Annotated in this window: 27 protein-coding genes; 8 read left to right on the plus strand and 19 right to left on the minus strand. The window is 65.8% G+C overall.

The window, feature by feature from the left end; genetic code table 11:
• The first annotated feature begins 17 nt into the window (after positions 1 to 17).
• Complete coding sequence (locus E4K65_RS18950) at positions 18 to 1,025, plus strand: KpsF/GutQ family sugar-phosphate isomerase (RefSeq protein WP_167770942.1); 1,008 nt, start codon at positions 18 to 20, stop codon at positions 1,023 to 1,025.
• A 132-nt stretch (positions 1,026 to 1,157) separates the two neighbouring features.
• Here E4K65_RS18950 and E4K65_RS18955 read toward each other — a convergent pair whose 3' ends face one another.
• Positions 1,158 to 1,712, minus strand: coding sequence for a carboxymuconolactone decarboxylase family protein (locus E4K65_RS18955; RefSeq protein WP_135175462.1), 555 nt, complete (start codon positions 1,710 to 1,712; stop codon positions 1,158 to 1,160).
• A 72-nt stretch (positions 1,713 to 1,784) separates the two neighbouring features.
• On the opposite strand from E4K65_RS18955, the gene E4K65_RS18960 reads away from it, so the two are divergent.
• Complete coding sequence (locus tag E4K65_RS18960; protein WP_135175463.1) at positions 1,785 to 2,150, plus strand: winged helix-turn-helix transcriptional regulator; 366 nt, start codon at positions 1,785 to 1,787, stop codon at positions 2,148 to 2,150.
• A gap of 127 nt (positions 2,151 to 2,277) precedes the next feature.
• Here the strand turns inward: E4K65_RS18960 and E4K65_RS18970 are convergent, their stop codons facing one another.
• The 4 genes from E4K65_RS18970 to hemH all read right to left on the minus strand — a co-directional run bounded on the left by E4K65_RS18970 (position 2,278) and on the right by hemH (position 5,987).
• Positions 2,278 to 2,721 carry an NfeD family protein gene (locus E4K65_RS18970; protein ID WP_135175465.1) on the minus strand — a complete coding sequence of 148 codons (444 nt, stop codon included), beginning with the start codon at positions 2,719 to 2,721 and terminating at the stop codon, positions 2,278 to 2,280.
• Positions 2,722 to 2,746: 25 nt separating this feature from the next.
• Positions 2,747 to 3,739 (minus strand): SPFH domain-containing protein, encoded by a 993-nt coding sequence (locus E4K65_RS18975; RefSeq protein ID WP_135175466.1) that lies wholly within the window; start codon positions 3,737 to 3,739, stop codon positions 2,747 to 2,749.
• Positions 3,740 to 3,967: 228 nt separating this feature from the next.
• Positions 3,968 to 4,939, minus strand: a complete 972-nt coding sequence (locus E4K65_RS18980; protein ID WP_135175467.1) for an ABC transporter substrate-binding protein — start codon at positions 4,937 to 4,939, stop codon at positions 3,968 to 3,970.
• A 10-nt stretch (positions 4,940 to 4,949) separates the two neighbouring features.
• Positions 4,950 to 5,987, minus strand: coding sequence for a ferrochelatase (hemH, locus tag E4K65_RS18985; protein WP_135175468.1), 1,038 nt, complete (start codon positions 5,985 to 5,987; stop codon positions 4,950 to 4,952).
• An 82-nt stretch (positions 5,988 to 6,069) separates the two neighbouring features.
• Between hemH and E4K65_RS18990 the strand changes: the two genes are divergently transcribed.
• Complete coding sequence (locus tag E4K65_RS18990) at positions 6,070 to 6,468, plus strand: MAPEG family protein (protein ID WP_135175469.1); 399 nt, start codon at positions 6,070 to 6,072, stop codon at positions 6,466 to 6,468.
• Between the two features lie 153 nt (positions 6,469 to 6,621).
• Here E4K65_RS18990 and E4K65_RS18995 read toward each other — a convergent pair whose 3' ends face one another.
• The 3 genes from E4K65_RS18995 to E4K65_RS19005 are packed head-to-tail and all read right to left on the minus strand — an operon-like array spanning position 6,622 to position 10,450.
• A complete protein-coding gene (locus E4K65_RS18995; protein ID WP_135175470.1) occupies positions 6,622 to 7,740 on the minus strand; it encodes a nickel/cobalt transporter in 1,119 nt (372 codons plus the stop codon).
• Positions 7,731 to 8,369 (minus strand): DUF1007 family protein, encoded by a 639-nt coding sequence (locus tag E4K65_RS19000; RefSeq protein WP_135175471.1) that lies wholly within the window; start codon positions 8,367 to 8,369, stop codon positions 7,731 to 7,733. Before E4K65_RS19000 ends, E4K65_RS18995 begins: the two co-directional genes overlap by 10 nt.
• Positions 8,369 to 10,450: a M3 family metallopeptidase gene (locus E4K65_RS19005; RefSeq protein ID WP_135175472.1), complete on the minus strand. Its 2,082-nt coding sequence runs from the start codon at positions 10,448 to 10,450 to the stop codon at positions 8,369 to 8,371. Before E4K65_RS19005 ends, E4K65_RS19000 begins: the two co-directional genes overlap by 1 nt.
• A 138-nt stretch (positions 10,451 to 10,588) precedes the next feature.
• Here E4K65_RS19005 and E4K65_RS19010 point away from each other — a divergent pair, with 138 nt between their 5' ends.
• The 5 genes from E4K65_RS19010 to E4K65_RS19035 all read left to right on the plus strand — a co-directional run bounded on the left by E4K65_RS19010 (position 10,589) and on the right by E4K65_RS19035 (position 15,405).
• Positions 10,589 to 10,840, plus strand: coding sequence for a hypothetical protein (locus E4K65_RS19010; protein ID WP_135175473.1), 252 nt, complete (start codon positions 10,589 to 10,591; stop codon positions 10,838 to 10,840).
• Between the two features lie 661 nt (positions 10,841 to 11,501).
• Positions 11,502 to 12,644, plus strand: a complete 1,143-nt coding sequence (locus tag E4K65_RS19020) for a type III PLP-dependent enzyme (RefSeq protein ID WP_027543278.1) — start codon at positions 11,502 to 11,504, stop codon at positions 12,642 to 12,644.
• Between the two features lie 146 nt (positions 12,645 to 12,790).
• Complete coding sequence (locus E4K65_RS19025; RefSeq protein WP_135175474.1) at positions 12,791 to 13,378, plus strand: GNAT family N-acetyltransferase; 588 nt, start codon at positions 12,791 to 12,793, stop codon at positions 13,376 to 13,378.
• 148 nt (positions 13,379 to 13,526) lie between these two features.
• Positions 13,527 to 13,916 carry a RidA family protein gene (locus E4K65_RS19030; RefSeq protein ID WP_027543280.1) on the plus strand — a complete coding sequence of 130 codons (390 nt, stop codon included), beginning with the start codon at positions 13,527 to 13,529 and terminating at the stop codon, positions 13,914 to 13,916.
• A gap of 46 nt (positions 13,917 to 13,962) precedes the next feature.
• Positions 13,963 to 15,405 carry a homospermidine synthase gene (locus E4K65_RS19035; protein WP_135175475.1) on the plus strand — a complete coding sequence of 481 codons (1,443 nt, stop codon included), beginning with the start codon at positions 13,963 to 13,965 and terminating at the stop codon, positions 15,403 to 15,405.
• 104 nt (positions 15,406 to 15,509) lie between these two features.
• On the opposite strand, the gene E4K65_RS19040 is transcribed toward E4K65_RS19035, so the two are convergent.
• The 11 genes from E4K65_RS19040 to E4K65_RS19090 all read right to left on the minus strand — a co-directional run bounded on the left by E4K65_RS19040 (position 15,510) and on the right by E4K65_RS19090 (position 23,557).
• Positions 15,510 to 16,250: an acetoacetate decarboxylase gene (locus E4K65_RS19040; RefSeq protein ID WP_167770944.1), complete on the minus strand. Its 741-nt coding sequence runs from the start codon at positions 16,248 to 16,250 to the stop codon at positions 15,510 to 15,512.
• 115 nt (positions 16,251 to 16,365) lie between these two features.
• Positions 16,366 to 16,698: a hypothetical protein gene (locus E4K65_RS47345; RefSeq protein ID WP_167770945.1), complete on the minus strand. Its 333-nt coding sequence runs from the start codon at positions 16,696 to 16,698 to the stop codon at positions 16,366 to 16,368.
• Positions 16,699 to 16,799: 101 nt separating this feature from the next.
• Complete coding sequence (locus E4K65_RS19050) at positions 16,800 to 17,516, minus strand: MgtC/SapB family protein (RefSeq protein ID WP_135175477.1); 717 nt, start codon at positions 17,514 to 17,516, stop codon at positions 16,800 to 16,802.
• 30 nt (positions 17,517 to 17,546) lie between these two features.
• On the minus strand, positions 17,547 to 18,566 hold the full coding sequence (locus E4K65_RS19055; RefSeq protein WP_167770946.1) for a WD40 repeat domain-containing protein: 1,020 nt from the start codon (positions 18,564 to 18,566) through the stop codon (positions 17,547 to 17,549).
• Positions 18,566 to 19,612, minus strand: a complete 1,047-nt coding sequence (locus tag E4K65_RS19060) for a CobW family GTP-binding protein (RefSeq protein WP_135175479.1) — start codon at positions 19,610 to 19,612, stop codon at positions 18,566 to 18,568. Before E4K65_RS19060 ends, E4K65_RS19055 begins: the two co-directional genes overlap by 1 nt.
• Before the next feature lie 54 nt (positions 19,613 to 19,666).
• Complete coding sequence (locus tag E4K65_RS19065; RefSeq protein WP_167770947.1) at positions 19,667 to 20,530, minus strand: metal ABC transporter solute-binding protein, Zn/Mn family; 864 nt, start codon at positions 20,528 to 20,530, stop codon at positions 19,667 to 19,669.
• 5 nt (positions 20,531 to 20,535) lie between these two features.
• Positions 20,536 to 21,405, minus strand: coding sequence for a metal ABC transporter permease (locus E4K65_RS19070; RefSeq protein ID WP_135175481.1), 870 nt, complete (start codon positions 21,403 to 21,405; stop codon positions 20,536 to 20,538).
• A gap of 6 nt (positions 21,406 to 21,411) precedes the next feature.
• On the minus strand, positions 21,412 to 22,167 hold the full coding sequence (locus tag E4K65_RS19075) for a metal ABC transporter ATP-binding protein (RefSeq protein ID WP_167770948.1): 756 nt from the start codon (positions 22,165 to 22,167) through the stop codon (positions 21,412 to 21,414).
• A 2-nt stretch (positions 22,168 to 22,169) separates the two neighbouring features.
• Complete coding sequence (locus tag E4K65_RS19080) at positions 22,170 to 22,406, minus strand: hypothetical protein (protein ID WP_135175483.1); 237 nt, start codon at positions 22,404 to 22,406, stop codon at positions 22,170 to 22,172.
• Positions 22,407 to 22,448: 42 nt separating this feature from the next.
• Positions 22,449 to 22,949 carry a hypothetical protein gene (locus E4K65_RS19085; RefSeq protein ID WP_135175484.1) on the minus strand — a complete coding sequence of 167 codons (501 nt, stop codon included), beginning with the start codon at positions 22,947 to 22,949 and terminating at the stop codon, positions 22,449 to 22,451.
• On the minus strand, positions 22,946 to 23,557 hold the full coding sequence (locus E4K65_RS19090) for a permease (RefSeq protein WP_167770949.1): 612 nt from the start codon (positions 23,555 to 23,557) through the stop codon (positions 22,946 to 22,948). Before E4K65_RS19090 ends, E4K65_RS19085 begins: the two co-directional genes overlap by 4 nt.
• Positions 23,558 to 23,607: the final 50 nt, after the last annotated feature.

Below are 23,607 nucleotides of genomic sequence, written 5' to 3' on the forward strand. Positions count from 1 at the left end.
CCTCCCTGGACCTGTACATGCCGAGTTCGAAACCGCTGATGACCCAATCATCCGGCCCCATTCCTACAAGCGTCGAATCCGCGCTCCGCACGCTGGAGACCGAGAGCGGCGGCATCAACGCGCTCGCCGCCGCGCTGCGCGGCCCGCTGGGTGCGACCTTCGCCAAGGCGGTCGACCTGATCCGACAGGCCAAGGGCCGCGTCATCGTCACCGGGCTCGGCAAGTCAGGCCATATGGGCCGCAAGATCGCGGCGACGCTGGCCTCGACCGGCACGCCCGCCTTCTTCGTTCACACCGCTGAAGCCGGCCACGGCGACCTCGGCATGATCACCACCGACGACGTCATCATGGCGCTGTCCTGGTCCGGCGAGCAGCCCGAGATGAAGAACCTCGTGAACTATTCGGCGCGCTTTGCGATCCCCATGATCGCGGTGACGTCGAACGCGGCGTCCTCGCTCGGACAGGCCGCCGACCTCGTGATCGAGCTGCCGAAGGCCCGCGAGGCCTGCCCGCACAATCTGGCCCCGACCACCTCGACCCTGATGCAGGCCGCGATCGGCGATGCGCTCGCGATCGCGCTGCTCGAAAGCCGCGGCTTCACGGCGCTCGAGTTCGCGCATTTCCACCCCGGCGGCAAGCTCGGCGCAATGCTGAAATTCGTTCGCGACTACATGCGCACCGGCGCGGAGATCCCGCTCAAGCCGCTCGGCACCGAGATGTCGGAGGCCGTGGTCGAGATGTCGGCCAAGGGCCTCGGCTGCGTCTGCATCGTCAATGACGCGAACGAGGCAGTCGGCATCATCACCGACGGCGATCTGCGCCGCCACATGCGGCCCGACCTGCTGACGGTCACGGTCGACGACATCATGACCAGGCAGCCGAAGACCGTGCCGCCCTCGATGCTCGCCACCGAGATGATCGAGGTGCTGAACACCCGCAAGATCACGACGCTGCTCGTGACCGAGGCGGACAAGGTCGTGGGCATCGTCCACCTGCACGATCTGCTGCGCGCGGGTGTGGCGTAAGGCACGCTCTCTCCGCGCCGTCATTCCGGGGCGCACCCTCTTTGGGCGCGAGCCCGGAATCCATTCATCTCCGAGGTTGCTGCCCGATGGATTCCGGGCTCGCGACTTCGTCGCGCCCCGGAATGACGGGGGCTAGAGCTGCGGAAACCGCGCCGCCTTCTCCTCCAGCGGCAGCCTCAGGCCGTTCGCCAGATACGACACCGTGCGATAGAAGCCGCACAGCAGCATGACCTCCAGGATCTGCGCCTCGTCGTAATGCGCCGCAAGCGCGGCGAATTCCGCATTGGTGAACGTCGCGCGGTGATGCAGCGCGTCGACGGCTGCGATCAGCGCCTGCTCGCCCGGTGACCAGCACGGCGACGTCGCATCGCCCTCTACGGTAGCGCGGACCTCGTCCTCGGTGAGGCGGGCCGGACCGGCAAAGACCGCGACATGCACGCCCCATTCATATTCGCATTTGTTCAGCGCGCAGGTGCGGTCGATGACGATCTCGCGTTCACGCAACGACAGCGGCCCGGGATCGAGCAGGCCGCCGGCGCGAAACTTGTCCCAGGCGCGGCTCTGGCCCGCCATCACCCGGAACAGCAGCAGCGGCGGCGCGCCGCGCATGATGCGGTCGAACTGCGCCTGGATCTCCGGGGGATAAGGCGGCGCGAGCGGCGCAATGCGCGGTGTGGCCTGGGACATCGGCCGTCTCCCTTGCTACGATTATCGTAGCACGACGCTACATTATCTGTAGCAATAGGCAAGAGGGCGACGATGGCGAAACAGGCCGGCTCGACAACGCGCGGCGTCCGCGGCTCACGCACGGGACGGCCGATCATGGCGCTGCTCGACCTGCTCGGCCGGCGCTGGACCTTGCGGATCCTGTGGGAGTTGCGCGACGCCCCCCTCACCTCCCGCAGCTTGCGCACCGCCTGTGACGAGGTCTCGCCGACAGTGCTGCAAGCGCGGCTGGACGATTTGCGCGAGGCGGGGTTCGTGGAGCTCGGCGAAGGCGGAGGCTACGGGCTGACGCCGCTCGGGCGGGACTTGTGCGAGACGTTCATGCCGCTGCACCGGTTTGCGGAGAGGTGGAAGGGCTCTTCCCGCTTGCGGGGCCGCGACGAGCTTCGCTCGCGCTGAGAGGATCGGGGTGAGGGGGAGCCTCCGCGCAGACGGTGAGAGACGACTCGCGGAGAGCCCCCTCACCCGGATTGCATCTACGATGCAATCCGGCCTCTCCCCGCAAGCGGGGAGAGGCGAAGGGTCCTCACGCCACCGCCACCGTCAGATTCACGCCGTCGACCTGCACCACCTTCACGCGCGTCCCGGCCGGCGTATCGGGACCTGCGACGCGCCAGACCGTGTCGCCGATGCGCATGGTGCCGTTGCCGTCGATGATCGGCTTCTCCAGCGTGAACTCGCGGCCGAGCAGCGCCTCGGTGCGCTTGTTGAGGAAGGGGCTTCCGCTCGCATCCGGATTCGGCCGCGAGAGGCGACGCCACACCGGCACGGCGGCTGCCGCGAAGATCGCGAACATCACCAGCTGCACCTGCCAGGACACGGCGACGGTGAACGAGATCAGCCCGACCAGCAGCGCGGCGAGCCCGAGCCAGAACAGGAATACGCCCGGCGCCAGCACTTCAAGCCCCATCAGGATGAAGCCGAAGATCAGCCAGTTCCAGGTGCCGAGCGATACGAACATGTCGGTCATGACACGACCTCTCTCAATGGTGCGGTTACGGCACCGCTGGCGGCATCGGACCGGACGACGGCACCGAGCCGCCGCGACGGGCCGCAGCAGCGGCGGATGCCGCACTCTCGCCGAACGTCGCCTTGGCGATCTCGCCGATGCCGGCGAGCGAGCCCAGCATGCTCATCGCCTCGACCGGAAGCATGATGACCTTCTGGTTCGGCGAGTCCGCCAGTTGCCCGAACGCCTTGATATACTTGTCGGCGATGAAATAGTTCAACGCCGCGACATCGCCCTTGGCGATGGCTTCGCTGACCATCTGCGTCGCCTTGGCCTCGGCCTCGGCGGACCGCTCGCGGGCCTCGGCGTCACGGAACGCGGCTTCCTTGCGGCCTTCTGCCTGGAGAATCTGGCCCTGCTTGGCGCCCTCGGCGCGCAGGATCTCCGACTGCCGCTGGCCTTCGGCGGCGAGAATGTCGGCGCGCTTGACGCGCTCGGCCTTCATCTGCCGACCCATCGCCTCGACGAGATCGGCGGGCGGCACGATGTCCTTGATCTCGATGCGGTTGACCTTCAGGCCCCAGGGCGAGACCGCGGCATCGACCACGCGCAAGAGGCGCTCGTTGATCTCGTCGCGGTGCGACAGCACCTGGTCGAGATCCATCGCGCCCATCACCGAGCGGATGTTGGTCATGGTCAGGACAGTGATGGCCTGGGTCAGGTTGGAGACCTCGTAGCTCGCCTTGGCGGCGTCGAACACCTGGTAGAAGGCGACGCCGTCCACCGTCACGGTGGCGTTGTCCTTGGTGATCACCTCCTGCTCGGGAATGTCGATCACCTGCTCCATCATGTTGATCTTGCGCCCGACGCGATCGAAATAGGGCACGATCAGGTTGAGCCCGGGGCTCAGCGTCTGGGTGTATTTTCCGAACCGTTCGATGGTCCAGTCATAGCCCTGCGGCACCGTCTTCACGCCGGCAATCAGCGTGACGATGACGAGCAAAACCAGAACAATCGCGAAAATGTCGAAACCGCTCATATTTCCTCCAAGGCAGGAAAAAGCCCTTTCCCGCGCTGTCATTGGTCGGGATCGCAACCCTACCGGTTCAGCGGTCGCGATTCACGTCGGCATTCGGACGATTCTGCACAAGACGCAGCAGCAGGGAACGGTCACGATAAGTATTTCCGAAAGGCTCTTGAAAGCGTCCGGGCGCAAACCTAGCGGCGAAAGTTAACGAATCTGGGCATGTGTCCGTCGCGGACGACCTTATTCGATGACATCGTTCGCTGTTGCAAGCAGGCTTGGAGGAATGGTGACGCCAAGCGCCTTGGCGGTCTTGAGGTTGACCGCGAGCTCGAACTTGGTGGGGTTCTGCACCGGCAGGTCGGCAGGCCGCGCACCCTTCAGAATCCGATCGATGTAGTTGGCGGCGCGGCGGAGCTGCTCGGTGCTGTCGGTGCTGTAGGACATCAGCCCGCCCTCGTCGACGAAGGTACGGCTCCAGAACACCGCAGGCACGCGCGCCTCGGCGATCGCCGCGAGCAGATGCGCGCGGTTGGCCATGGTGTAGAAATCCGGCAGGATCAGCAGGCCGCCGTCCTTGCGCGAGGCCAGCGCCGCGATCGAGGCTGCGTCGTGGACCGGCGCGGTCTCGACGGTCACATGAAGCGTCCGTGCTGCGTCCTCGATCGTGCGCAGCATGAGGGCAGCGAACGGCGCAGTGGCGGGATTGTAGACGACGCAGACACGGGACACTTTCGGCGTCACTTGCGTCAACATCTCCAGCCATTTGCCGGCCAGCGGGCCGTCGTAATCGGTGAAGCCGGTGATGTTGCCGCCGGGATGGGCGAGGTTTTCGACAAAGCCCTGGCTGACGGGATCGGTCACCACGGCGAACACGATCGGGATCGTCGCGGTGCGCCGGCGCAGCTCTTCGACCGAGGGCGTGCCGATCGCGAGCAGGATGTCGGGCTTGAGCGCGATCAGCTCCTCGGCGAGCCCGGCGATCCGCGCCCGGTCGCCGGCGCCGCTGCGCCAGTCGATCCTGAGATTGTCGTGCTCTTTCCAGCCATGGGCGGCGAGCGCCTCGACCAGGATGGCGCTGCGCGTCTGCCCGATCGCATCGTCGGCGGCCGTGACCGACAGCACGCCGAGCCGCCGCGCCGGTTGCTGCGCCAGTGCCGGGGACGGCAGCGCCGCGATCATCCCAACAAGCCCCAACACCTCGCGGCGGTTCATGGGGAGCCCATCAAATCCAACCCTGGAGCTCGCGCAGCACCAGGGTGCGGATCACGTCCATGCCTGGTTCGCTGTCGTTGAGGCAGGGGATCGCGGAAAACTGCTCGCCGCCATTGTGCTTGAAGATCTCGGCATTCTCCTGCGCGATCTCCTCCAGCGTCTCCAGGCAGTCGGCGGCAAAGCCCGGCGTCACTACCGCGATGCGGCGTACGCCCTCTTTGGCGAGCCGCTCCATCGTCTTGTCGGTGTAGGGCTGGAGCCACTCGTCATTGCCGAAGCGCGACTGGAACGTCAGCAGCAGCTTCGTCGCGTCCATGCCGAGCCGGCGGCGCAGCGCCTCGGTCGTGGCGATGCAATGCTGCTGATAGGGATCGCCCTTGTCGACATAGGATTTCGGCATGCCGTGGAAGGAGGCGACGATCAGCTCCGGCTTGAACGGCAGGGTTGCCAGATGCGTCTCGATCGAGGCGGCGAGCGCCTCGATATAGGCCTCGTCCTCGTAGTACGGCGGCGTCACCCGCAGCGTCGGCTGCGCACGCAGGCGGGCGAGCACGCGGAACACCTCGTCGCAGACGGTTGCCGACGTCGAGGCGGAATATTGCGGATAAAGGGGAACGGCGAGGATGCGGTCGCATCCCTCCGCGATCAGCGCGTCGATGCCCGACTTGATCGAAGGATTGCCGTAGCGCATCGCCCAGTCCACGACGACGTGATCGCGATCCGACAGCGCGGCCGCGAGCTTGTCGGCTTGCGACCGCGTGATCGTCTTCAGCGGGGACTCGTTCTTCTCGTTGTTCCAGATCTTCTGGTAGTCGAGCGCCTTGGTGCGCGGACGGCTGCGCAGGATGATCCCGTTCAGCACGAACTGCCAGATCAGGCCCTGGTCCTCGATGACCCGGGCGTCCGAGAGGAATTCCTTGAGATAGACCCGCACGCCCGGCGCATCGGCCGTATCGGGCGTGCCGAGATTGACCAGGAGCACGCCGACCCGTTTCTGGCCGGACTGGACGGCTGGCTGCGTGGTCTCGTTGAGGGCGACGGTCGTCATGATCAGTTGCGTCGCGCGTTGCACCGAACTTGTCAAGATGAGCCCGGTTTCGCTAGGGTCGCACCCAAGCGGGGGAGGGAAGATGACACTCGCGGAATGGTGCGTGTTCGGAGCGCTGCTGCTCTATCTTGCGACGATCGCCTCGATCAAATGGATCCGGTTTCGCGGGTTCGACAATTCCCGACCGCGCGATCCCGCCTTCTATGCAGACGCCATCGCGCAGCGCGCGCTCGGCGCCCATCAGAACGGCATCGAGACCTTTCCGTTCTTCGCCTTCGCGGTGCTGCTCGCCGAATTCAGGGACGCGCCGCAGCGGCTGATCGACGAGCTCGCGGTGCTGTTCCTGATCGTGCGGATCGCCTACGTGCTGACCTATCTCGGCAACCGCCCGACGCTGCGCTCGATCCTCTGGAGCATCGGCTTTGCGATCAATCTCGGGATCTTCTTCATGCCGATGCTGAAGCGGTTCTTGCCGGTGTGAGCTGCCGTGTCCCGGACGCGCTGCAACGCCTTAGCTTTGCGGCGCAGAGCCGGGACCTAGGGGGCCACAGCTACAGTATGGAGAGATGGGCCCCGGCTCTGCAGCGCACCGTCGAAGGGACGCTGCGCTGCGTCCGGGGCACGAGAGCGTGCCTCAAAAACACGTCGTCCGTTCGGCGGCGATGTAGCCGAACAACAGGCCGACGCCGAACAGCAGCACGAGACCGGCGGCGCCGAATTCGACGCCGCGCATGAACAGCGCGCCGCCGCCGTCGCGCCCTGCGCTCAGGCGGGCGGCGATGTCCTTGGCGGAGACGGCGACGACGGCAATGGCCGCGACCGTGATCGCGGTGCCGAGCCCCATCAGGAAGGTCGCGGCGATGCCGGCCCAGAACAGGCCCTGGGCGAGCGCGAACACCAGCACGAGGATCGCACCCGAGCAGGGCCGGATGCCGACGGTCAGGATCGCGGCGAACCCGCGCCGCCAGCCACCGGGGCCGGCGAGTTCGCTCGGCGCCGGACCGTGGGAATGGCCGCAATGCTCGTCATGGACGTGGTCGCGCCCGTGATGGGCGTGGGCGTGACCATGATCATGGTGATCGTGGTCATGATGATCATGCGCATCATGATGGTGGTGATGGCCATGATCATGGTGCTGCGGCACGCCCGCGATCGCCGGCACCGGCTGGGCCACCTGAAGCGCGCGGATGAAGGCGCCGCCCTTGACCCAGACCAGCCGCAGGCCGAACAGCGCGATCAGGCCATAGCTCGCGATCTCGATCACGCCTTCGGCCTTGCACATGGTCTTGGCCGTCGCATTCAGCACCCAGGCCGAGATGCCGACGATCAGGATCGCCACCAGCGACTGCATCAGGGCCGAGGCAAACGACAACGCAATACCGCGCCGCGCGGTCTCGCGGTTGGCGACGAGATAGGAGGCGATCACCGCCTTGCCGTGGCCGGGTCCGGCGGCATGGAAGATGCCATAGGCAAAGGAGATGAAGAGCAGCGTCCACACCGCCGAGCCGTCGGACTTCGCGGCGCGGATGGTCGCCGACATCTGGCGGTAGAACTCCGACTGTTTTGCCAATAGCCAGCCGATGAGGCCGCCGGCCTCGGGCGCGGCCGCCTGCGCGGGTTTCGGTGCGCCGAACGGATTTTGCGCGAGGAGATCGTGAAGCGCGGCATCGGCCACGCCCAGCACGACGATAACTGCGGCACAGGCGAGAAGCCCGCGGGCAAACGGAGAATGCAGACGACCGATCAAGGGCAATCCACCGTGATCTTGTTGGCGAACATCATGCCGAAATTGGTGTTCTCGCCGCTCATGAAGGTCTGCTCGTTGAGCTTCTGCGCGGTCGCGGTGCCGTCGCTGGGACGGTCGAGCTTCATCTGGCAGCCGGCGGGTGCCCCGACCAGCTTGACCGGATTGTCCTTGGCCATCTGGAAGTCGATGAAGAAGGAGCGGTCGAACACTTCGAGCACCAGCTGCTTGGGCTTGACCGGGTTCTTCAGCGGCAGCGTGAAGTGCAGGGTCAGCACCGTATCCTTGTAGTCGAGGAAGTAGTCGACCGGCTCCTGGAATCGCTCCTTCTTGCCGTCCGCTCGCGCGAAGGTGAAGTAGGCATATTCCTTCAGCGACTCGACATTGGTCTGCGCCAGCGGCCCGAGCTCCTCGCGGGTATAGGCGCCCTTGGTCTTGCTCTCGAGCCCCTGCACCGCATAGGCCGAGAACATGTCGTCGAAGGTCCAGGCGTGACGCACGCCGGTGATGCTGCCGTCCGCGGCGTAGAGGAGTTCGCTGGTCGCGGTGATCCAGACATGGGGATGCGCGCTTGCCACGCCGGCCGCGAGCGTGAGGCCAGCGGCAAGCAGCAGTCCAAACAGGCGGCGCATGCCCATCAGGCCGCTTTCGGGGCGTCGAGCAGGCCGCGGCGGCGGAGCAGTGCGTCGGGCTCCGGCGGACGGCCGCGGAAGGCCTCATAGGCGGCTTCCGGATCGACCGATCCGCCCGAGGAATAGATGTCGTCGTGCAGGCGTTTTGCGACGGCGGGATCGAAGATGTCGCCGGCCTCCTCGAACGCGCCGAAGGCGTCGGCGTCCATCACCTCCGACCACATGTAGCTGTAATAGCCGGCGGCATAATGGTCGCCGGTGAAGATGTGACCGAACTGCGTGGGCCGGTGCCGCAGTGCAATCTCCTCCGGCATGCCGATCTTCTCCAGCTCCTTCTTCTCGAAGGCCCGCACGTCGCCGGCCGCCGCGGCCGGCTGGGTGTGGAATTCGAGATCCACCAGCGCCGAGGAGACGAACTCGACCGTGGCAAAGCCCTGGTTGAATTTTCGCGCGGCGAGGAAGCGCTGCAGCAGGTCGTCCGGCAGCGGCTCGCCGGTCTGGTAGTGGCGGGCGAATTGCTGGAGCACCTCGGGCCGTTCCTGCCAGTGCTCGTAGAGCTGCGACGGCAGCTCGACGAAATCGGTGAACACTGATGTGCCCGACAGCGACGGATAGGTCACGTTGGACAGCATGCCGTGCAGGCCGTGGCCGAATTCGTGAAACAGGGTGCGGGCGTCGTCGGGCGACAGCAGCGAGGGCTCGCCGCCGGCTCCCTTGGCAAAATTACAGATATTGAGAACGAGCGGCGCGACGTCGCCGTCGAGCTTCTGCTGGTCGCGCAGCGAGGTCATCCAGGCGCCGGAGCGCTTCGACGGCCGGGCGAAATAGTCGCCATAGAACAGCGCCTTGTGCTTGCCGTCCCGCCCCTTCACCTCCCAGACCCGGACGTCCGGGTGCCAGACCGGCACGTCCTTGCGCTCCTCGAAGGTGATGCCGAACAGGCGCGTGGCGCAGTCGAAGGCGGCGGCGATCATGTGGTCGAGCGCGAGATACGGCTTGATCGCGGCGTCGTCGAAATTGGCCCGCTGGAGGCGGAGCTTTTCGGCGTAGAAGCGCCAGTCCCACGGCGCGAGCTTGAAATTGCCGCCCTCGGCCGAGATCAGCGTCTGCATCTCGTCGCGGTCGGCGAGCGCCCGGGCGCGCGCCGGCTTCCAGACCCGCTCGAGCAGTCCCCGCACCGCTTCCGGCGTCTTGGCCATGGAGTCCTCGAGCCGGTAGGCGGCGTAGGTCGGGTAGCCGAGCAGGTTCGCGCTCTCCTCACGCAGCTTCAGGATCTCGACGATGGTCGTATTGTTGTCGTTGGCATTGCCGTTGTCGCCGCGCGCAATGAAGGCCTTGTAGACCTTCTCGCGCAGGTCGCGCCGCGCCGAGCTCTTGAGGAACGACTCGACCGAGGAGCGCGACAGCGTGACGATGGCCTTGCCGGCCATGCCGCGCTCTTCCGCCGCAGCCTTGGCACTGGCGACGAAGCTCTCCGGCAGGCCCTGGCGATCGGCCTCCCCTAACTCCATGAACCATTCCTGCTCGTCGCCGAGCAGATGATGGCTGAAGCCGGTGCCGAGCTGGGCGAGCCTCTCGTTGATCTCGGCCATCCGCGTCTTGGCCTCCTCGGAGAGGCCGGCGCCGGAACGGTGGAAGCGGGTATAGGTGCGCTCCAGCAGGCGGATCTGTTCGGGCGAAAGACCCAGATTGGCGCGGTTCTCGTGCAGCTGGGCGATGCGACCAAACAGCACGGCGTTCATCATGATCGGATTCCAGTGCCGCGCCGTCCGCAAGGAAACCTCCTTGTCGATCTCCAGGATGGCCGGGTTGGAATGCGCCGAGACGAGGTCGTAGAACACCGCCGCGACCTTGCTCAGCAGCTTGCCGGAGCGCTCCAGCGCCGTGATGGTGTTGGCGAAGTCGGGCGCGGCCGGGTCGTTGGTGATCGCCGCAATCTCGGCGGAATGGTCGGCGAAGGCCTGCTCGAAGGCCGGGAGGAAGTGCTCCGGCGTGATCTCGTCGAAGGGCGGGGTCGCGAACGGCGTCACCCAGGCCTTCAGCAGCGGGTTGGTCTCGGCGTCCGTAGTTTGGCGGAGGTCTGACATCGCAAGTCCCGGTTTTCGAGCTGGTTTGTTGCGGCCAGCTATAGCACGCGATGGGGCTTTTTTGGGCCATTTGGCCTTGCTCCCGCCCGCCTTTTCGGAGAGATTGCGGCCCTCGAAGACTAGGGATCCCTGAGCCCCATGAACGCGCCTTCCTCCTCCCGCCAGATCGTCTGGCCCAGCGTCATCACCGTCATCAGCGCCGCCATCCTGATCGGCGCGGAGGTGTTCGGCGCGGCCTTTGCCGGCGGCTGGGCCCTCGCGATCCTGTTCGGTTTAGGCGATCAGGGCGCGCACATCCTCCAGGCCGTGCTGTTCGCTCTCGGTGTGCTGGTGATGACCGCGTTCATCCGCGCAGCGCAGCGCGTCGAGCCCTTCACCAAGCGCGGCTGACGCTCGCTCGCGCGCGAGAGACACGCGCGCAAGCTTGAAAACTTAACGCACGTTCATCTTCCGCGTCGTGCGCGCCACACTGCGCAAGCAGATGTTAGGCAATTCTGTTCTCAGCCTAAAAAAATTCTTGCGAAGCAGAGTCAAAACGCTTATGTGCGGTCTTGCCCAATTTCGCACGTGCCTGTGGTCGTGTGTCAGTCGGTAGGTATCCGGACAAGAGGCCGGACAGCCGCCAAGGGGTGAAGAAGCCGAGGGGCTCTTCGGAAGCGCGGAAGTCGAGAAGACGAAGCGAACCCGAAGCGTCCAGCATCTCTCTCAAAGAGATGCCTTGTCGAAGGTGACTTCGCTCTTTGCAACCGTGACTGGCAGCCGGAGGCGAACCGGCGCACCCCGCTCTCAACGGGGGACGCGACTTAAAGCAACGACGGATCGGGCTTTTTTGGTCTCTACCGGCAGTCCAACGCCGGCGCGGGCTACTGAAAAGGCTTGTCCTTCATTGCCAGGTGTGCGGGCGGGAAATTCCCAACCAATCCACGGCAGCACAGTCTGGTTTGAGTCTTTTGGCTTCGTTGCGCCTCCATCGCGCAATCCGGCCAGAGCGCTCTTATCCGACGTCATTTTTTGAACGGATCCCCGTCGCTGGGCCGTTTGGGAGAGTGCTATGACCGAACGTATTCAGGAATTCCTGCGCAACCGCCGCAGCGAGGGCCGGGACACCGAGCCTTGCCTCGTCGTCGACCTCGAGGTCGTGCGCGACAATTACCAGACCTTTGCCAAGGCGCTGCCCGACAGCCGCGTGTTCTATGCCGTCAAGGCGAACCCGGCGCCGGAAGTGCTGGCGCTGCTTGCCTCCATGGGCTCCTGCTTCGACACAGCGACCGTCGCCGAGATCGAGATGGCGCTGGCCGCTGGCGCTACGCCCGACCGCATCTCCTTCGGCAACACGATCAAGAAGGAGCGCGACATCGCGCGCGCCTTCGCGCTCGGCATTCGGCTGTTCGCGGTCGATTGCGCCGCCGAGGTCGAGAAGATCGCCCGTGCCGCTCCCGGCGCGAAGGTGTTCTGCCGCATCCTCTATGACTGCGCCGGCGCCGAGTGGCCGCTGTCGCGCAAGTTCGGCTGCGACCCGGAGATGGCTGTCGACGTGCTCGACGTCGCCAAGCGCCTGGGCCTGGAGCCGTGCGGCATCTCCTTCCATGTCGGCTCGCAGCAGCGCAAGGTGAAGGCGTGGGACCGTGCGCTGGCGATGGCTTCGCAGGTGTTCCGCGACTGTGCCGAGCGCGGCATCAACCTGTCCATGGTCAACATGGGCGGCGGCTTCCCGACCAAGTACCTGAAGGACGTGCCGCCGGTCGTGACCTACGGCCGCTCGATCTTCCGCGCGCTGCGCAAGCACTTCGGCAACCAGATCCCGGAGACCATCATCGAGCCGGGCCGCGGCATGGTGGGCAATGCCGGCATCATCGAATCCGAGGTCGTGCTCATCTCGAAGAAGAGCGACGAGGACGAGGTACGCTGGGTCTATCTCGACATCGGCAAGTTCGGCGGTCTCGCCGAGACCATGGACGAGTCGATCCGCTACGCCATCCGCACCGCCCATGACGGCGCGGACATGACGCCGTGCGTGCTCGCGGGACCCACCTGCGACAGCGCCGACGTGCTGTACGAGAAGTCCCCGTATCCGCTCCCCGTCACGCTCGAGATCGGCGACAAGGTGCTGATCGAAGGCACCGGGGCCTATACGTCGACCTACTCGTCGGTGGCATTCAACGGCATCCCGCCGCTGAAGACGTACCACATCTGATTTGCCACATCTGACCCGCCTCTCTGTCTGAGGCCTGACGAACCCGGGAGCCGGCTTGCCGGCTCCTCCCTCACATTCCTGATTTCTGACGACGCCTTGGACCGGCGTGCTTCTGGCACGTCGGCTCAAGCGGGGACTGATGCGCCATGACTGCTTTTCGGAAGCCACAGATCGCCCTCACTTCGAAAGCCGCTCCGTTCGCAATCCGTGCGGAACGTGCCGCCGACGTCGCCGCCCGTGAAGCGCTGCTGGATGCCAGCTTTGGCGAGAACCGCCATGGCCGCACCTGCCAGCGCCTGCGCGACGGACGTGCACCTGCCGCAGGCCTCGCCCTGTCGGCTGTGCGCGAGGGGACACTCGTGGGAACCGTGCGGCTGTGGCACGTCAGCGCCGGAGGCAGGCCCGCTCTGGTCCTCGGACCGCTGGCGGTGGACCCTGCCTGCCGCGAGCTCGGGATCGGCGCCGCGCTGATGCAACAAGCGCTGGCCGCCGCCCGGGCGCGCGGGCATGCCGCCGTGATCCTGCTCGGCGACGCCCCCTACTACGCCCGCTTCGGCTTCTCGGCGGAGAAGACCGGCGCACTGATGCTGCCCGGCCCGTTCGAGCGCGACCGCCTGCTGGCGATCGAATTCCAGGCCGGCGCGCTGGATGGCGTTGAGGGGATGATCGTCCCGACCGGCGCGGCCCTGCCCAAACGGAGGGTAGTTCGCCCCCTCCAGGCGCACGCGGCCTAAGGGATTGCCCTGATGGCGACGACCGAAGCCGGATTGAACGGCAACGCCCGGCCGCGCCTGCGCTGAGCTCGATTCCTTTGGGGTTGCGCAGGCCCCGGAAACGCCCTTTAACCCCCGCGAAACACCTCTTTCAGTCGAGGTCCAAACCATGTCCCGTCGCCTGATCTCTACCGGCTCTCCCCTCGAGAAGACCGTCGGCTACAGCCGCGCCGTGATCGACGGCGATTTCGCCTTCGTTGCGGGAACGACCGGCTATGACTACACGACGATGACGATGCCGGCCGATGTCACGAGCCAGTCACGCAACTGCTTCAAGACCATCGAGGCCGCCCTGAAGGAGGGCGGATTCGAGATGGCCGATATCGTCCGTGCGACCTACTACGTCACCGACGCCAGCTACATCGATGCCCACTTCGCCGTCTGCGGCGAGGTTCTCGGTGACATCAGACCGGCTGCGACGTTGCTGGTCGTCACCGCTCTCGCCAAGCCCGAGATGAAGGTCGAGATCGAAGTCACCGCCAAGCGCCGCAGCGCCTGATCCCCCTCACCCTTTGTTTGCCAGCACGTTCCGGAGAAACCATCCCATGAGTCCCGCCTCGCAGATCTACGCGAAGATCACCGGTCCCATCGTCATGGTCGGCTTCGGCTCCATCGGCAAAGGCACGCTGCCGCTGATCGAGCGGCATCTCGATTACGACAAGTCGCGCGTCACCGTGATCGATCCCAAGGACGAGGGCCGCAAGGCGCATTGCGAGAAGCACAATGTCCGCTTCATCCAGAAGGGTGTGACCAAGGACAATTACCGCGAGTTGCTGACCCCGCTGCTCACCGAAGGCGGCGGCCAGGGCTTTTGCGTCAATCTCTCGGTCGATACCGGCTCGACCGACATCATGGAGCTCTGCAACGAGCTCGGCGCGCTCTATATCGACACCGTCAACGAGCCCTGGCTCGGCTTCTATTTCGATTCGTCGAAGGGCCCGGAAGCGCGCTCCAACTACGCCCTTCGCGAAGTGACGCTGGCCGCCAAGAAGGCGCGCCCCGCGGGCTCCACGACGGCCGTCTCCTGCTGCGGCGCCAATCCCGGCATGGTGTCCTTCTTCGTCAAGCAGGCGCTGCTCAATGTCGCCGCCGATCTGAAGCTCAATGCCCCCAAGCCGAAGACCAAGGCCGAATGGGCGGACCTGATGCGGCAGGCCGGCATCAAGGGCATCCACATCGCCGAGCGCGACACCCAGCGCTCCAAGTCGCCGAAAGAGCCTGATGTCTTCGTCAACACCTGGTCGGTGGAAGGTTTCCTGTCGGAAGGCGTGCAGCCGTCCGAACTCGGCTGGGGCACCCATGAAAAATGGATGCCCGAAAATGCGCGGACCCACGAAGCCGGCTGCGGCGCCGCCATCTATCTGATGCAGCCCGGCGCCAATACCCGCGTGCGCACCTGGTGCCCGACCCGCGGCGCGCAATATGGCTTCCTCGTCACCCACAACGAGTCGATCTCGATTGCCGATTACTTCACGGTGCGTGACGCCTCCGGCACGGCGGTCTATCGGCCGACCTGCCACTATGCCTATCATCCGGCTGACGACGCCGTGCTGTCGCTGCATGAGATGTTCGGCCGCGCCGCGAAGATGCAGGAAAAGCACCACATCCTCGATGAGAACGAAATCGTCGACGGCATCGACGAACTCGGCGTGCTGCTGTTCGGGCATGACAACAATGCCTACTGGTACGGCTCGCAGCTCTCGATCGAAGAGACCCGCAAGCTCGCGCCGTATCAGAACGCCACCGGCCTGCAGGTGACCTCCGCCGTGCTCGGCGGCATGGTGTGGGCGCTGGAAAACCCGAACGAGGGCATCGTCGAAGCCGACGAGATGGATTTCGATCGCCTGCTGGAAATCCAGCTGCCCTATCTCGGCCCGGTGAAGGGTTTCTACACCGACTGGACGCCGCTGACGGATCGTCCCGGACTGTTTCCGGAAGATATCGACACCAGCGATCCCTGGCAGTTCCGGAATATTCTGGTGCGTTGATCGCGCACCTCGCCTGATCGATCATGATGCCCGGCCTCGCGCCGGGCATCTCGTTTCACGACCTATTACTTCGCCAGGTTACTTGGCCAGGTTACTTGGCCAGGTTACTTGGCCATGTAATCGAACGCCACGCTGCCGAGCCCCAGCGTCAGGTCCGCCTTGAAATGCAGCGCCGAGACCACCTCGCGCACCGGCAGGCGGGCGACGTCGCAGAGTGCGTGGGGAAACAGGCCGAGTGCGGCAGGGCCGGTCCATGCTTCCTTCAGCACGACGTCATCGAGATGAAAACGCACCAGCTCGCAGATCCGCGGGCTGCCGTCGACATGCGGGATGATCTTCAGGATGAAGTTCGGCGACGCCATCGACTTCAGCACCGTGTCGTGGTCGACCTTGCGGTGCTTGTAACCCATCGTGGCCGAAGCGCAGAGGACCGAGCCGTAATGCAGCGAGCCGACCAGGACGTCGCTCTCGATCTCGATCTTGGGCCTCGCGAGCTTCTTCGGAAAGCCCCACAGCTCGCGGCCGCCGGCGATCGGGGCCTCGTCGTCCAGATACATCGCGTGGGTGTAGCCGCCCTCCTCGCCCTTGAAGCGGACCGGGATCACCTGCCCGGTTTCGGTGTAGTCGCCAAATCCGGTCGAGTCGGGCATGCGGATGAATTCGTATTTCACCAGCGGCTCCGCCACCTCAAGCGGCTCGGGCACGATGGCGGCGAGGGCTTCGGGATCGGTCCTGTAGGTGATGATGAAATATTCGCGGTCGAAGAAGCGATATGGCCCCGGCGGGAATGACGGGTTGGTGAGCGGCATCGAGTAAGCGGTGCGGCGGACGTCTTCGATCTTCATGGGCGGCCCCATCTGTCGTTGGCGCGACGGATTATGGAGCGGGCCGTCTGCCGAGGCGAGATCGTATAATCGGCATCGGTCGTCAAATGCGCGTCACAATACGCCGGCCGTCGGGCTACTTCTCCCTGATCGGCGGCGCGATCTTCTCCGCGGGCGCCGCCGGCAGTGCCGGCTTGGTGGCTGCGCCTTGCGTCTGCGGATCGGGGCGCGCGGGCTCGGGCGCCGGGGTGGTCGGCCGGTCGCCGCCGGGCTTGGATTCAGCCGGAGTCTTGTTCTGATCGTCGGACGGCGTGCCCTGGAGCGGCCCCGTCGCCTGCGCCGTCTGCATCCTGCTCTCGGCGCGGATTTGCGCCAGCGACAGGCCTGATACCACGACGCCGGCTGCGAACAGCGAGCAGGCGATCATCAGGTCGAATTTCAGTCTGCGCTTGTCATTTGGGCCGGGCATGTCGATCACCGCCTTTGTCCGTGGGATCAACGAAATGGTCCGACTGCGGTTCCGTGCCCGGCAAGGCGGGAACCGCACGTTTGCGCGCCAAAACGCCACGCTCAATCCGTGGTGCTGACTTCCCAGGTGGCGTGGCGCACGCCCGGCAGGTGCTGAAGATCGGTCGCCACCGCATTCAGCTCGTTCGGATCGACCGCGGTCGCGACCAGCTTTGCGACGATTTCGATCAGATCGTCCCCGGTCTCGACCACGTCGATATCGGCCACCGGATATTTTGCGCCCTCGAGCTTCTCAACGAGCCGGTCGCGCATGTCGGGCAAGGCGTCCGCCGCCACCGCGAGCTTGAAGTAGTAGGTCGCCTCCGAAGTCTTCTCGTTCAGCGGGATGCGGTTGATGGCATTGACCAGCGGGCGCAGCATGGTGTTGCCGGCGATCACGAACACGGTCAGCGCGGCCGCCTGCGCAATCATGTCGGCGCCGGCGCAGGAGCCGACCGCGGCCGAGGCCCACAGCGTCGCCGCGGTGTTGAGCCCGCGGACGTCCATGCCCTGCTTCATGATGACGCCGGCGCCCAGGAAGCCGATGCCGGAGACGACATAGGAGATCACCCGCACCGCGCCGTCGGCGCCGGTCAAGTGCATGGCGAGATCGACGAACGCGGCCGCACCGACCGCGACCAGCACATTGGTGCGCAGGCCCGCAGTGCGCTGGCGGTATTGCCGCTCGGCGCCGATCAGCGTGCCCAGCACGAAGGCCGTGAACAGGCTGACCAGCGTGTCGGCGAAATCAGCAAGCTGGAAGGTCGTCAGAAACCGCATGGCCCCCTATACGGCCGGAACGATGACAGTTCAAAGCTCCAGCAGGCCGCCATCCCCATTTTCGTCCGCAAATGCCAGCAGCGTGCCCTTGGCGTTCCAGGCGAGCGCGGCGACCGGCGGGGTGCCGTTGCGGCGGACCAGGATCTCGGCGCCGTCCTCCAGCCGCACCATCAGCACGGTGCCGTCGCTGTAGCCGGCGGCGAGGATGTCGTTTTTGGGATGGCAGGCGACCACCGAGACGCGCGCCTGCAGCGGCGCGAGCATCGCGGGCTCCTTGCCCATCGGACCGTCCTTGCTGGCGAACGGCCACAGGATGATGGTGTCGGCGCCCGAGGTCGCAAGCGCCTTGCCACCCGCGCTCCAGGACATCGAACGGACGCGGCCGGGATAGCCAGTCATGCGCATGTGCCGGTTGTCGGCAAGCCGCCAGCCGTGCAGGGCCGCCTCGTGCATCGTGGTGACCAGGAACTTGTTGTCCGGGCTGAAGGTGACGCCGAGATGCGAGCCGGCCCAGGGCAGGAATTCGGCCGATCCTTCCATATTCGGAAACCACAGCGTCGCGCCGTTGTAGTGCGCGATCGCGAGCCGCAGGCCCTTTGGTGCGAAGGCGAGCCCGCCGACGGTCGAGGGCACCTCGAGCGACTTCTCCTCTAGCTTGCCGCTCTTGACGGTCGCCGTCTTGCCGGCTGACCAGGCGAAAGCGCCGTCGGCATGCAGCGCCACTGCGTCGATCCAGCGGCGCTTCGGGTCGGTGGCGAGCAGCGTCACCTCGCCCTTGGCATCGAGTGCAACGACCTTGCCGTCGTCGCCGCCCATGATGAGGCGCTTGCCGTCGGAGGCGGCCGAGAGAATGCCGCCGCTGTGCACGGCGACGGTGGTGATCTCGCCCTTGCTGTCGACGAACGCGACATTCTCCTCGCCGCCGACGAAGGCGGCGCGGGGCCCAAGGAAATGCACCGACGTCACGCCCATGCCGAGCGCGACCGGCTTGACGCGGTCGGTAACGGAGACGATCGAGGCGGAATCGGGGGCCGGCGTAAACTCTTTCATCACGAGACGATGCAGCTCTCAAAACCCTTGCGGATGGCTTCTTCCGGCAATTCGCGGCCGATGAAGACGAGGCGGCTCTCGCGCGGCTCGCCGTCCTTCCATTTCCGCTGGTGGTTGCCCTCCAGCATCATGTGGACGCCCTGGAAGACGTAGCGGTCGTCATCGTCGTGGAAGGCGAGGATGCCCTTGGAGCGCAGGATCTTGCCGCCCTCCACCTGCACCAGATTCTGGAGCCAGGGCATGAACATGTTCGGATCGAGCGGCTTGTCGGTCTTGAGCGACAGCGATTGCATGTCCTCGTCGTGATAGTGCTTCAGGCCGTGGCCGTGATCATGGTGGTGATGATCGTGGCCATGGTGGTGATGATCATGGTCGTGGTCATGATCGTCGGCCTCCAGAAAGTCCGGCTCGATGTCGAGGATGCGGTCGAGGTCGAAAGCGCCGCGATCGAGCACGTCGGCCAGCGCCACCGAGCAGCGCTCGGTGCGGTGGAGTTTCGCATAGGGGTTGATGGCGCGGATGCGGGCCTCGACCTCGGCGAGCTCGGGCTTGGTGACGAGGTCGGTCTTGTTCAGCACGATGACGTCGGCAAAGGCGATCTGGTTCTTGGCCTCGGGCGCGTCCTTCAGACGGTCGGACAGCCATTTGGCGTCGGCAACCGTGACCACCGCGTCGAGGCGCGCGTTCTTCTGCACGTCCTCGTCGACGAAGAAGGTCTGGGCCACCGGCGCCGGATCGGCAAGGCCGGTGGTCTCGACGATGATGGCGTCGAACTTGCCCTTGCGCTTCATCAGCCCGTCCATGATGCGCACGAGGTCGCCGCGCACGGTGCAGCAGATGCAGCCATTGTTCATTTCGAACACTTCCTCATCGGCGCCGATGATGAGGTCGTTGTCGATGCCGATCTCGCCGAATTCGTTGACGATGACGGCGTATTTCTTGCCGTGGTTTTCCGACAGGATGCGGTTCAAAAGCGTGGTCTTGCCGGCACCGAGATAGCCGGTCAGAACGGTCACGGGAATTTTCTGGGAGGTCGCTTCAGACATAACTACTCCGGGGTCGGGCTTTTCCGCGCGACGCGAGGCGGGGTGGCCCCTGCCCTAGTGGTCAAGCGCGCTGGTCAGGGCCTTTATATTGTGCCTGACCATGTCAATGTAAGTGGGGGCAGGCCCCTTTTCACCCGTCAAACCGTCCGAAATCAAGGTCCCGCCGACCTTTGCCCCGGTCTCGGCGGCGATCCGCCGGATCAGGCGGTCGTCGCTGATATTCTCCAGGAAAACGGCCGGGATCCTCGCGGCCTTGATCTGACCGATGATGGCGGCGATGTCCCGCGCGCTGGGCTCGGTTTCGGTGGAGACACCGAGCGGCGCGATGAACCGGATACCGTATTCGGCGGCGAAATAGCCGAAGGCGTCATGGGTGGAGATCACCTTGCGCCGCTCGGGCGGAATTTTCGCAACGGCCTCGCGCACCTCGCGGTCGAGCGTTTCGAGCTTTTCCAGATAGGCCTTGGCCTGGGCGCGGAAGAACTCCGCATCATCAGGATCGGCCGCGGCCAGCGCGTTGGCGATATCCGTCACGTAGACCTTGGCGTTGGGGACGGACTGCCAGGCATGTGGATCTGCAGCCGAGCCGAGCTTCAGGGGCGCGATGCCCGCGCTGGCGGTGACGATCGTTGCCTTGCTGCCGGAGGATTGCACGAGGCGCGGCAGCCAGCCCTCGAGGCCGAGCCCATTGACGACAACGAACTTTGCGTCCGCGATCCGCTTCGCATCGCTTGGCGCCGGCGTATAGACATGGACGTCGCTGTCGACGCCGACCAGCGTCGTGACGCTGACCCGGTCGCCGCCGACATTGCGGACGAAATCGCCGAGGATCGAGAAGCTGGCGACGACGTTGAGCCGTTCCGCGGCTTGCAGCGGCGAGGCGATCAGCAGCAGGGCAAAGAGCGGAAGGAAGCGCATCGCCGTCACGCTTCCAGATGCCGGCCGGGAAACAACTGCCGGACGATGCCGCCGACGCGGCCGAACAGCACCGAGACGATGTAGAGCATAGTCGCGACCAGAATGATCGCAGGGCCCGACGGCACGCGGGTCTGGAACGACAGCACGAGGCCGGCATAGCCCGAGACCGCGGCAGCGACGACCGCGATGCAGATCATGACGGTGAGATCGCGCGACCAGAACCGGGCAATGCCCGCCGGCAGGATCATCAAGCCGACCGCGAGCAGCGTGCCGAGCGCCTGAAAGCCGTTGACGAGGTTGATCACGACGAGCGCGAGGAAAGCGAGATGCGCAGGTCCCCCGGCCCGGCTGACCGTGCGCAGAAACAGCGGATCGACGCTCTCGATCACCAGCGGGCGGTAGATCACGGCCAGCACCAGCAGCGTGACCGTGGCGTTGAAGGCGACCACCAGCAGCGTCTGGTCGTCCATCGCGAGGATGTTGCCGAACAGCACGTGCAGCAGGTCGATATTGGTGCCCTTGATCGAGACGATGGTCACCCCCAGCGCCAGCGAGGCCAGGTAGAAGGTCGCGAGCGAGGCGTCCTCCTTCAGCCCGGTCGAGCGCGCGACTACGCCGGCGAGGATCGCGACCGCAAAGCCCGCGATCAGGCCTCCGGCCGTCATCGCAAACAGATTGAGACCGGAGAGCAGGAAGCCGACGGCAGCACCGGGCAGGATCGCGTGCGCCATGGCATCGCCGACGAGGCTCATCCGCCGCAGCATCAGGAATACACCGATCGGCGCGCCCGCCAGCGACAGCGCGATGACGGCGGCAAGCGCCCGCCGCATGAACTCGAATTCGGTGAACGGACCGATCAGCGCGTCATGGAGCATTGGGCGTCACGCCGCCCGCGAATGGGCATCGTCGGCCGCGCAGGCCGCGGCGCTGTCGTCGAACGCCTCGCACATCCGCATTGCAACGACGAGGTTTTCCGGCGTCAGCACCTCCGCCGTCGGGCCCCAGGCCACAGGGCCCCGCGCCAGCACCAGGGTCTCGGTGAAATGGCTGCGCACCATCTCCATGTCGTGCAGCGCGGCGAGCACGGTGCGGCCCTCGCCATGCCAGTGCTTCACCAGCGCAAGCAGGTCGGTCGTGGTCTTGCTGTCGATGGCGTTGAAGGGCTCGTCGAGCACGATCAACCGCGCATCCTGGAGCAGCACGCGCGCGAACAGCACGCGCTGCATCTGGCCGCCGGAGAGCGTGCCGATCGGGCGGTTCTCGAAGCCATTGAGACCGACGGACGCGATCGCACCGAGGATTTTTCCGCGCGCGGCCTTGCCGATGCCGCCGAACAGGCCGGTGCCGCGCCACAGCCCGGTGCCGACGAAGTCGAACACCGAGATCGGGAAGCTGCGGTCGATCTCCGCGCTCTGCGGCAGATAGGCGATATCGCGGGAGTCGAGCCCGCCGAGATGGATGCTGCCGTCGAGCGGCCTGAGGATGCCGACGATGCCGCGCAGCAAGGTCGATTTGCCGGCACCGTTCGGGCCGATCACGGCGACCAGCGCGCCTGGCGCGACCTCGCCGTTGAGATGGTGCACGGCCGGATGCCGATCATAACCGAGCGTGACGTTGTGGAAATGCAGCGCCGCCATGGTCACCTCATCGCCAGAAAGACGATGCCCCAGAGCACGGCACAAACGGCGACCGCAGCGCCAAGGCGGCCCGCCATGGTCATGCGCAGGATCGACCAGGTCGCGGCCTGGGCCGGGTGCGGCGAGGCCGCATCATGGACATGGGCGTGGGTGTGGTCGTGCCCATGCGAATGCGCGTCGCCATGAGAATGGCCGTGCGCTTGGTCGTGATGGTGGGCGTGGGACGCGGCGGGAACCATGCTTCGACGTTATATTATAACATTACGCCTGTCCACGCCGGCTCAGGGCTTGCCGATCACCATCGCGATGGCGGCCGCCACGAACGGGAACGGCACCGAGACGGCGCAGCGGAACCAGACGAACCGGGCCGGCATGAACGGGATTTCCCATAAGATCACCCGCTGGAAGGCGAACAGCGCCCAGGCGACGACATAGGCGACCACCTGCGGCACACCACCGCCCGACTTCAGCGCTACGGTCCCGATGGAAAAGCCGATCACGGGGCCGCCGGGCGTGGCGGCACCGGCGACCACGGCGGTCGCGACCCCGAGCCAGCCGCTGTCCGGTCCGAGCCAGCCGGTGATCACCTCCTGCGGAATGATGGCGGCGATATAGCCCGAGCCGATCACGCCCAGCGCAATCCGCGGCACGGTGTTGATGAAGTCCATCGAGCCCTCGCGCAGCGAGGCCTTGAACACCGGGGGCCCGCGGCGGAAGGCGATCAGGCCGACGCCGAACACCGAGCCCCACAGCAGGATGTCGATCAGGAGCGCCGCGCTCAATTCGCCTCCTCGTCGCTGTCGCGCTTCGGATAGAGCCGGACATAGACGAAGCGGCCGAGGCCGCCTGCGAGCACCGGCAGCGGCAGCGAGATCACGATCCGCCACAGCGTGAAATCGGTGCCCATGATCGGGATTTCCCAGGCGACCGCCCGGCCATAGCCGATCAGGGTCCAGCTCACGACCATGGCGATGGTGGCGCCGAAATCGGCGCCGACCGCCAGCAGCGCGCTCGCCACGGGATAGGCGGTGAAGGGACCGCCGGGCAGGATCGCGCCGAAGGCGGTGCCGATCAGAAGGCCCTTCAGGCCGGATTGCGGCCCGAGCGAGCGCGAGACTTTTTCGTGCGGCAGGATCTCGGAGATGAAGGCGCCGAGCAGGCAGCCGGCCAGCACGCGCGGCAGGATGCCGCCGAACAGCGACAGATCGTGGGTGAGAATGTCGAGAACGCCGTCGGTGCCGTCACGCCGCCAGACCAGCGCCGCGCTGACCGCCACCAGGGCCGCGATGATGATCGTCGACCAGCCGATCGGCTTGCGCACACGGCCCGGCCGCGGCTCGGATTCCGCGTCCTCGGCAGGCGCCGGGTCTTTCGGGGAAGGGTCTGACAACGGGCTCGGGTCGGCTCGAGGGTGATGCCCGTTCTGATTAAGGGCGCCGT

It is taken from the genome of Bradyrhizobium niftali, assembly GCF_004571025.1.
Taxonomy (GTDB): domain Bacteria; phylum Pseudomonadota; class Alphaproteobacteria; order Rhizobiales; family Xanthobacteraceae; genus Bradyrhizobium; species Bradyrhizobium niftali.

Coding starts and splice junctions, on each gene's coding strand:
- E4K65_RS18950 (WP_167770942.1), top strand. CDS start 18: ATGCCGAGTTCGAAACCGCTGATGACCCAATCATCCGGCCCCATTCCT.
- E4K65_RS18955 (WP_135175462.1), bottom strand. CDS start 1,712: ATGTCCCAGGCCACACCGCGCATTGCGCCGCTCGCGCCGCCTTATCCC.
- E4K65_RS18960 (WP_135175463.1), top strand. CDS start 1,785: ATGGCGAAACAGGCCGGCTCGACAACGCGCGGCGTCCGCGGCTCACGC.
- E4K65_RS18970 (WP_135175465.1), bottom strand. CDS start 2,721: ATGACCGACATGTTCGTATCGCTCGGCACCTGGAACTGGCTGATCTTC.
- E4K65_RS18975 (WP_135175466.1), bottom strand. CDS start 3,739: ATGAGCGGTTTCGACATTTTCGCGATTGTTCTGGTTTTGCTCGTCATC.
- E4K65_RS18980 (WP_135175467.1), bottom strand. CDS start 4,939: ATGAACCGCCGCGAGGTGTTGGGGCTTGTTGGGATGATCGCGGCGCTG.
- hemH (WP_135175468.1), bottom strand. CDS start 5,987: ATGACGACCGTCGCCCTCAACGAGACCACGCAGCCAGCCGTCCAGTCC.
- E4K65_RS18990 (WP_135175469.1), top strand. CDS start 6,070: ATGACACTCGCGGAATGGTGCGTGTTCGGAGCGCTGCTGCTCTATCTT.
- E4K65_RS19000 (WP_135175471.1), bottom strand. CDS start 8,369: ATGGGCATGCGCCGCCTGTTTGGACTGCTGCTTGCCGCTGGCCTCACG.
- E4K65_RS19005 (WP_135175472.1), bottom strand. CDS start 10,450: ATGTCAGACCTCCGCCAAACTACGGACGCCGAGACCAACCCGCTGCTG.
- E4K65_RS19010 (WP_135175473.1), top strand. CDS start 10,589: ATGAACGCGCCTTCCTCCTCCCGCCAGATCGTCTGGCCCAGCGTCATC.
- E4K65_RS19020 (WP_027543278.1), top strand. CDS start 11,502: ATGACCGAACGTATTCAGGAATTCCTGCGCAACCGCCGCAGCGAGGGC.
- E4K65_RS19025 (WP_135175474.1), top strand. CDS start 12,791: ATGACTGCTTTTCGGAAGCCACAGATCGCCCTCACTTCGAAAGCCGCT.
- E4K65_RS19030 (WP_027543280.1), top strand. CDS start 13,527: ATGTCCCGTCGCCTGATCTCTACCGGCTCTCCCCTCGAGAAGACCGTC.
- E4K65_RS19035 (WP_135175475.1), top strand. CDS start 13,963: ATGAGTCCCGCCTCGCAGATCTACGCGAAGATCACCGGTCCCATCGTC.
- E4K65_RS19040 (WP_167770944.1), bottom strand. CDS start 16,250: ATGAAGATCGAAGACGTCCGCCGCACCGCTTACTCGATGCCGCTCACC.
- E4K65_RS47345 (WP_167770945.1), bottom strand. CDS start 16,698: ATGCCCGGCCCAAATGACAAGCGCAGACTGAAATTCGACCTGATGATC.
- E4K65_RS19050 (WP_135175477.1), bottom strand. CDS start 17,516: ATGCGGTTTCTGACGACCTTCCAGCTTGCTGATTTCGCCGACACGCTG.
- E4K65_RS19055 (WP_167770946.1), bottom strand. CDS start 18,566: ATGAAAGAGTTTACGCCGGCCCCCGATTCCGCCTCGATCGTCTCCGTT.
- E4K65_RS19060 (WP_135175479.1), bottom strand. CDS start 19,612: ATGTCTGAAGCGACCTCCCAGAAAATTCCCGTGACCGTTCTGACCGGC.
- E4K65_RS19065 (WP_167770947.1), bottom strand. CDS start 20,530: ATGCGCTTCCTTCCGCTCTTTGCCCTGCTGCTGATCGCCTCGCCGCTG.
- E4K65_RS19070 (WP_135175481.1), bottom strand. CDS start 21,405: ATGCTCCATGACGCGCTGATCGGTCCGTTCACCGAATTCGAGTTCATG.
- E4K65_RS19075 (WP_167770948.1), bottom strand. CDS start 22,167: ATGGCGGCGCTGCATTTCCACAACGTCACGCTCGGTTATGATCGGCAT.
- E4K65_RS19080 (WP_135175483.1), bottom strand. CDS start 22,406: ATGGTTCCCGCCGCGTCCCACGCCCACCATCACGACCAAGCGCACGGC.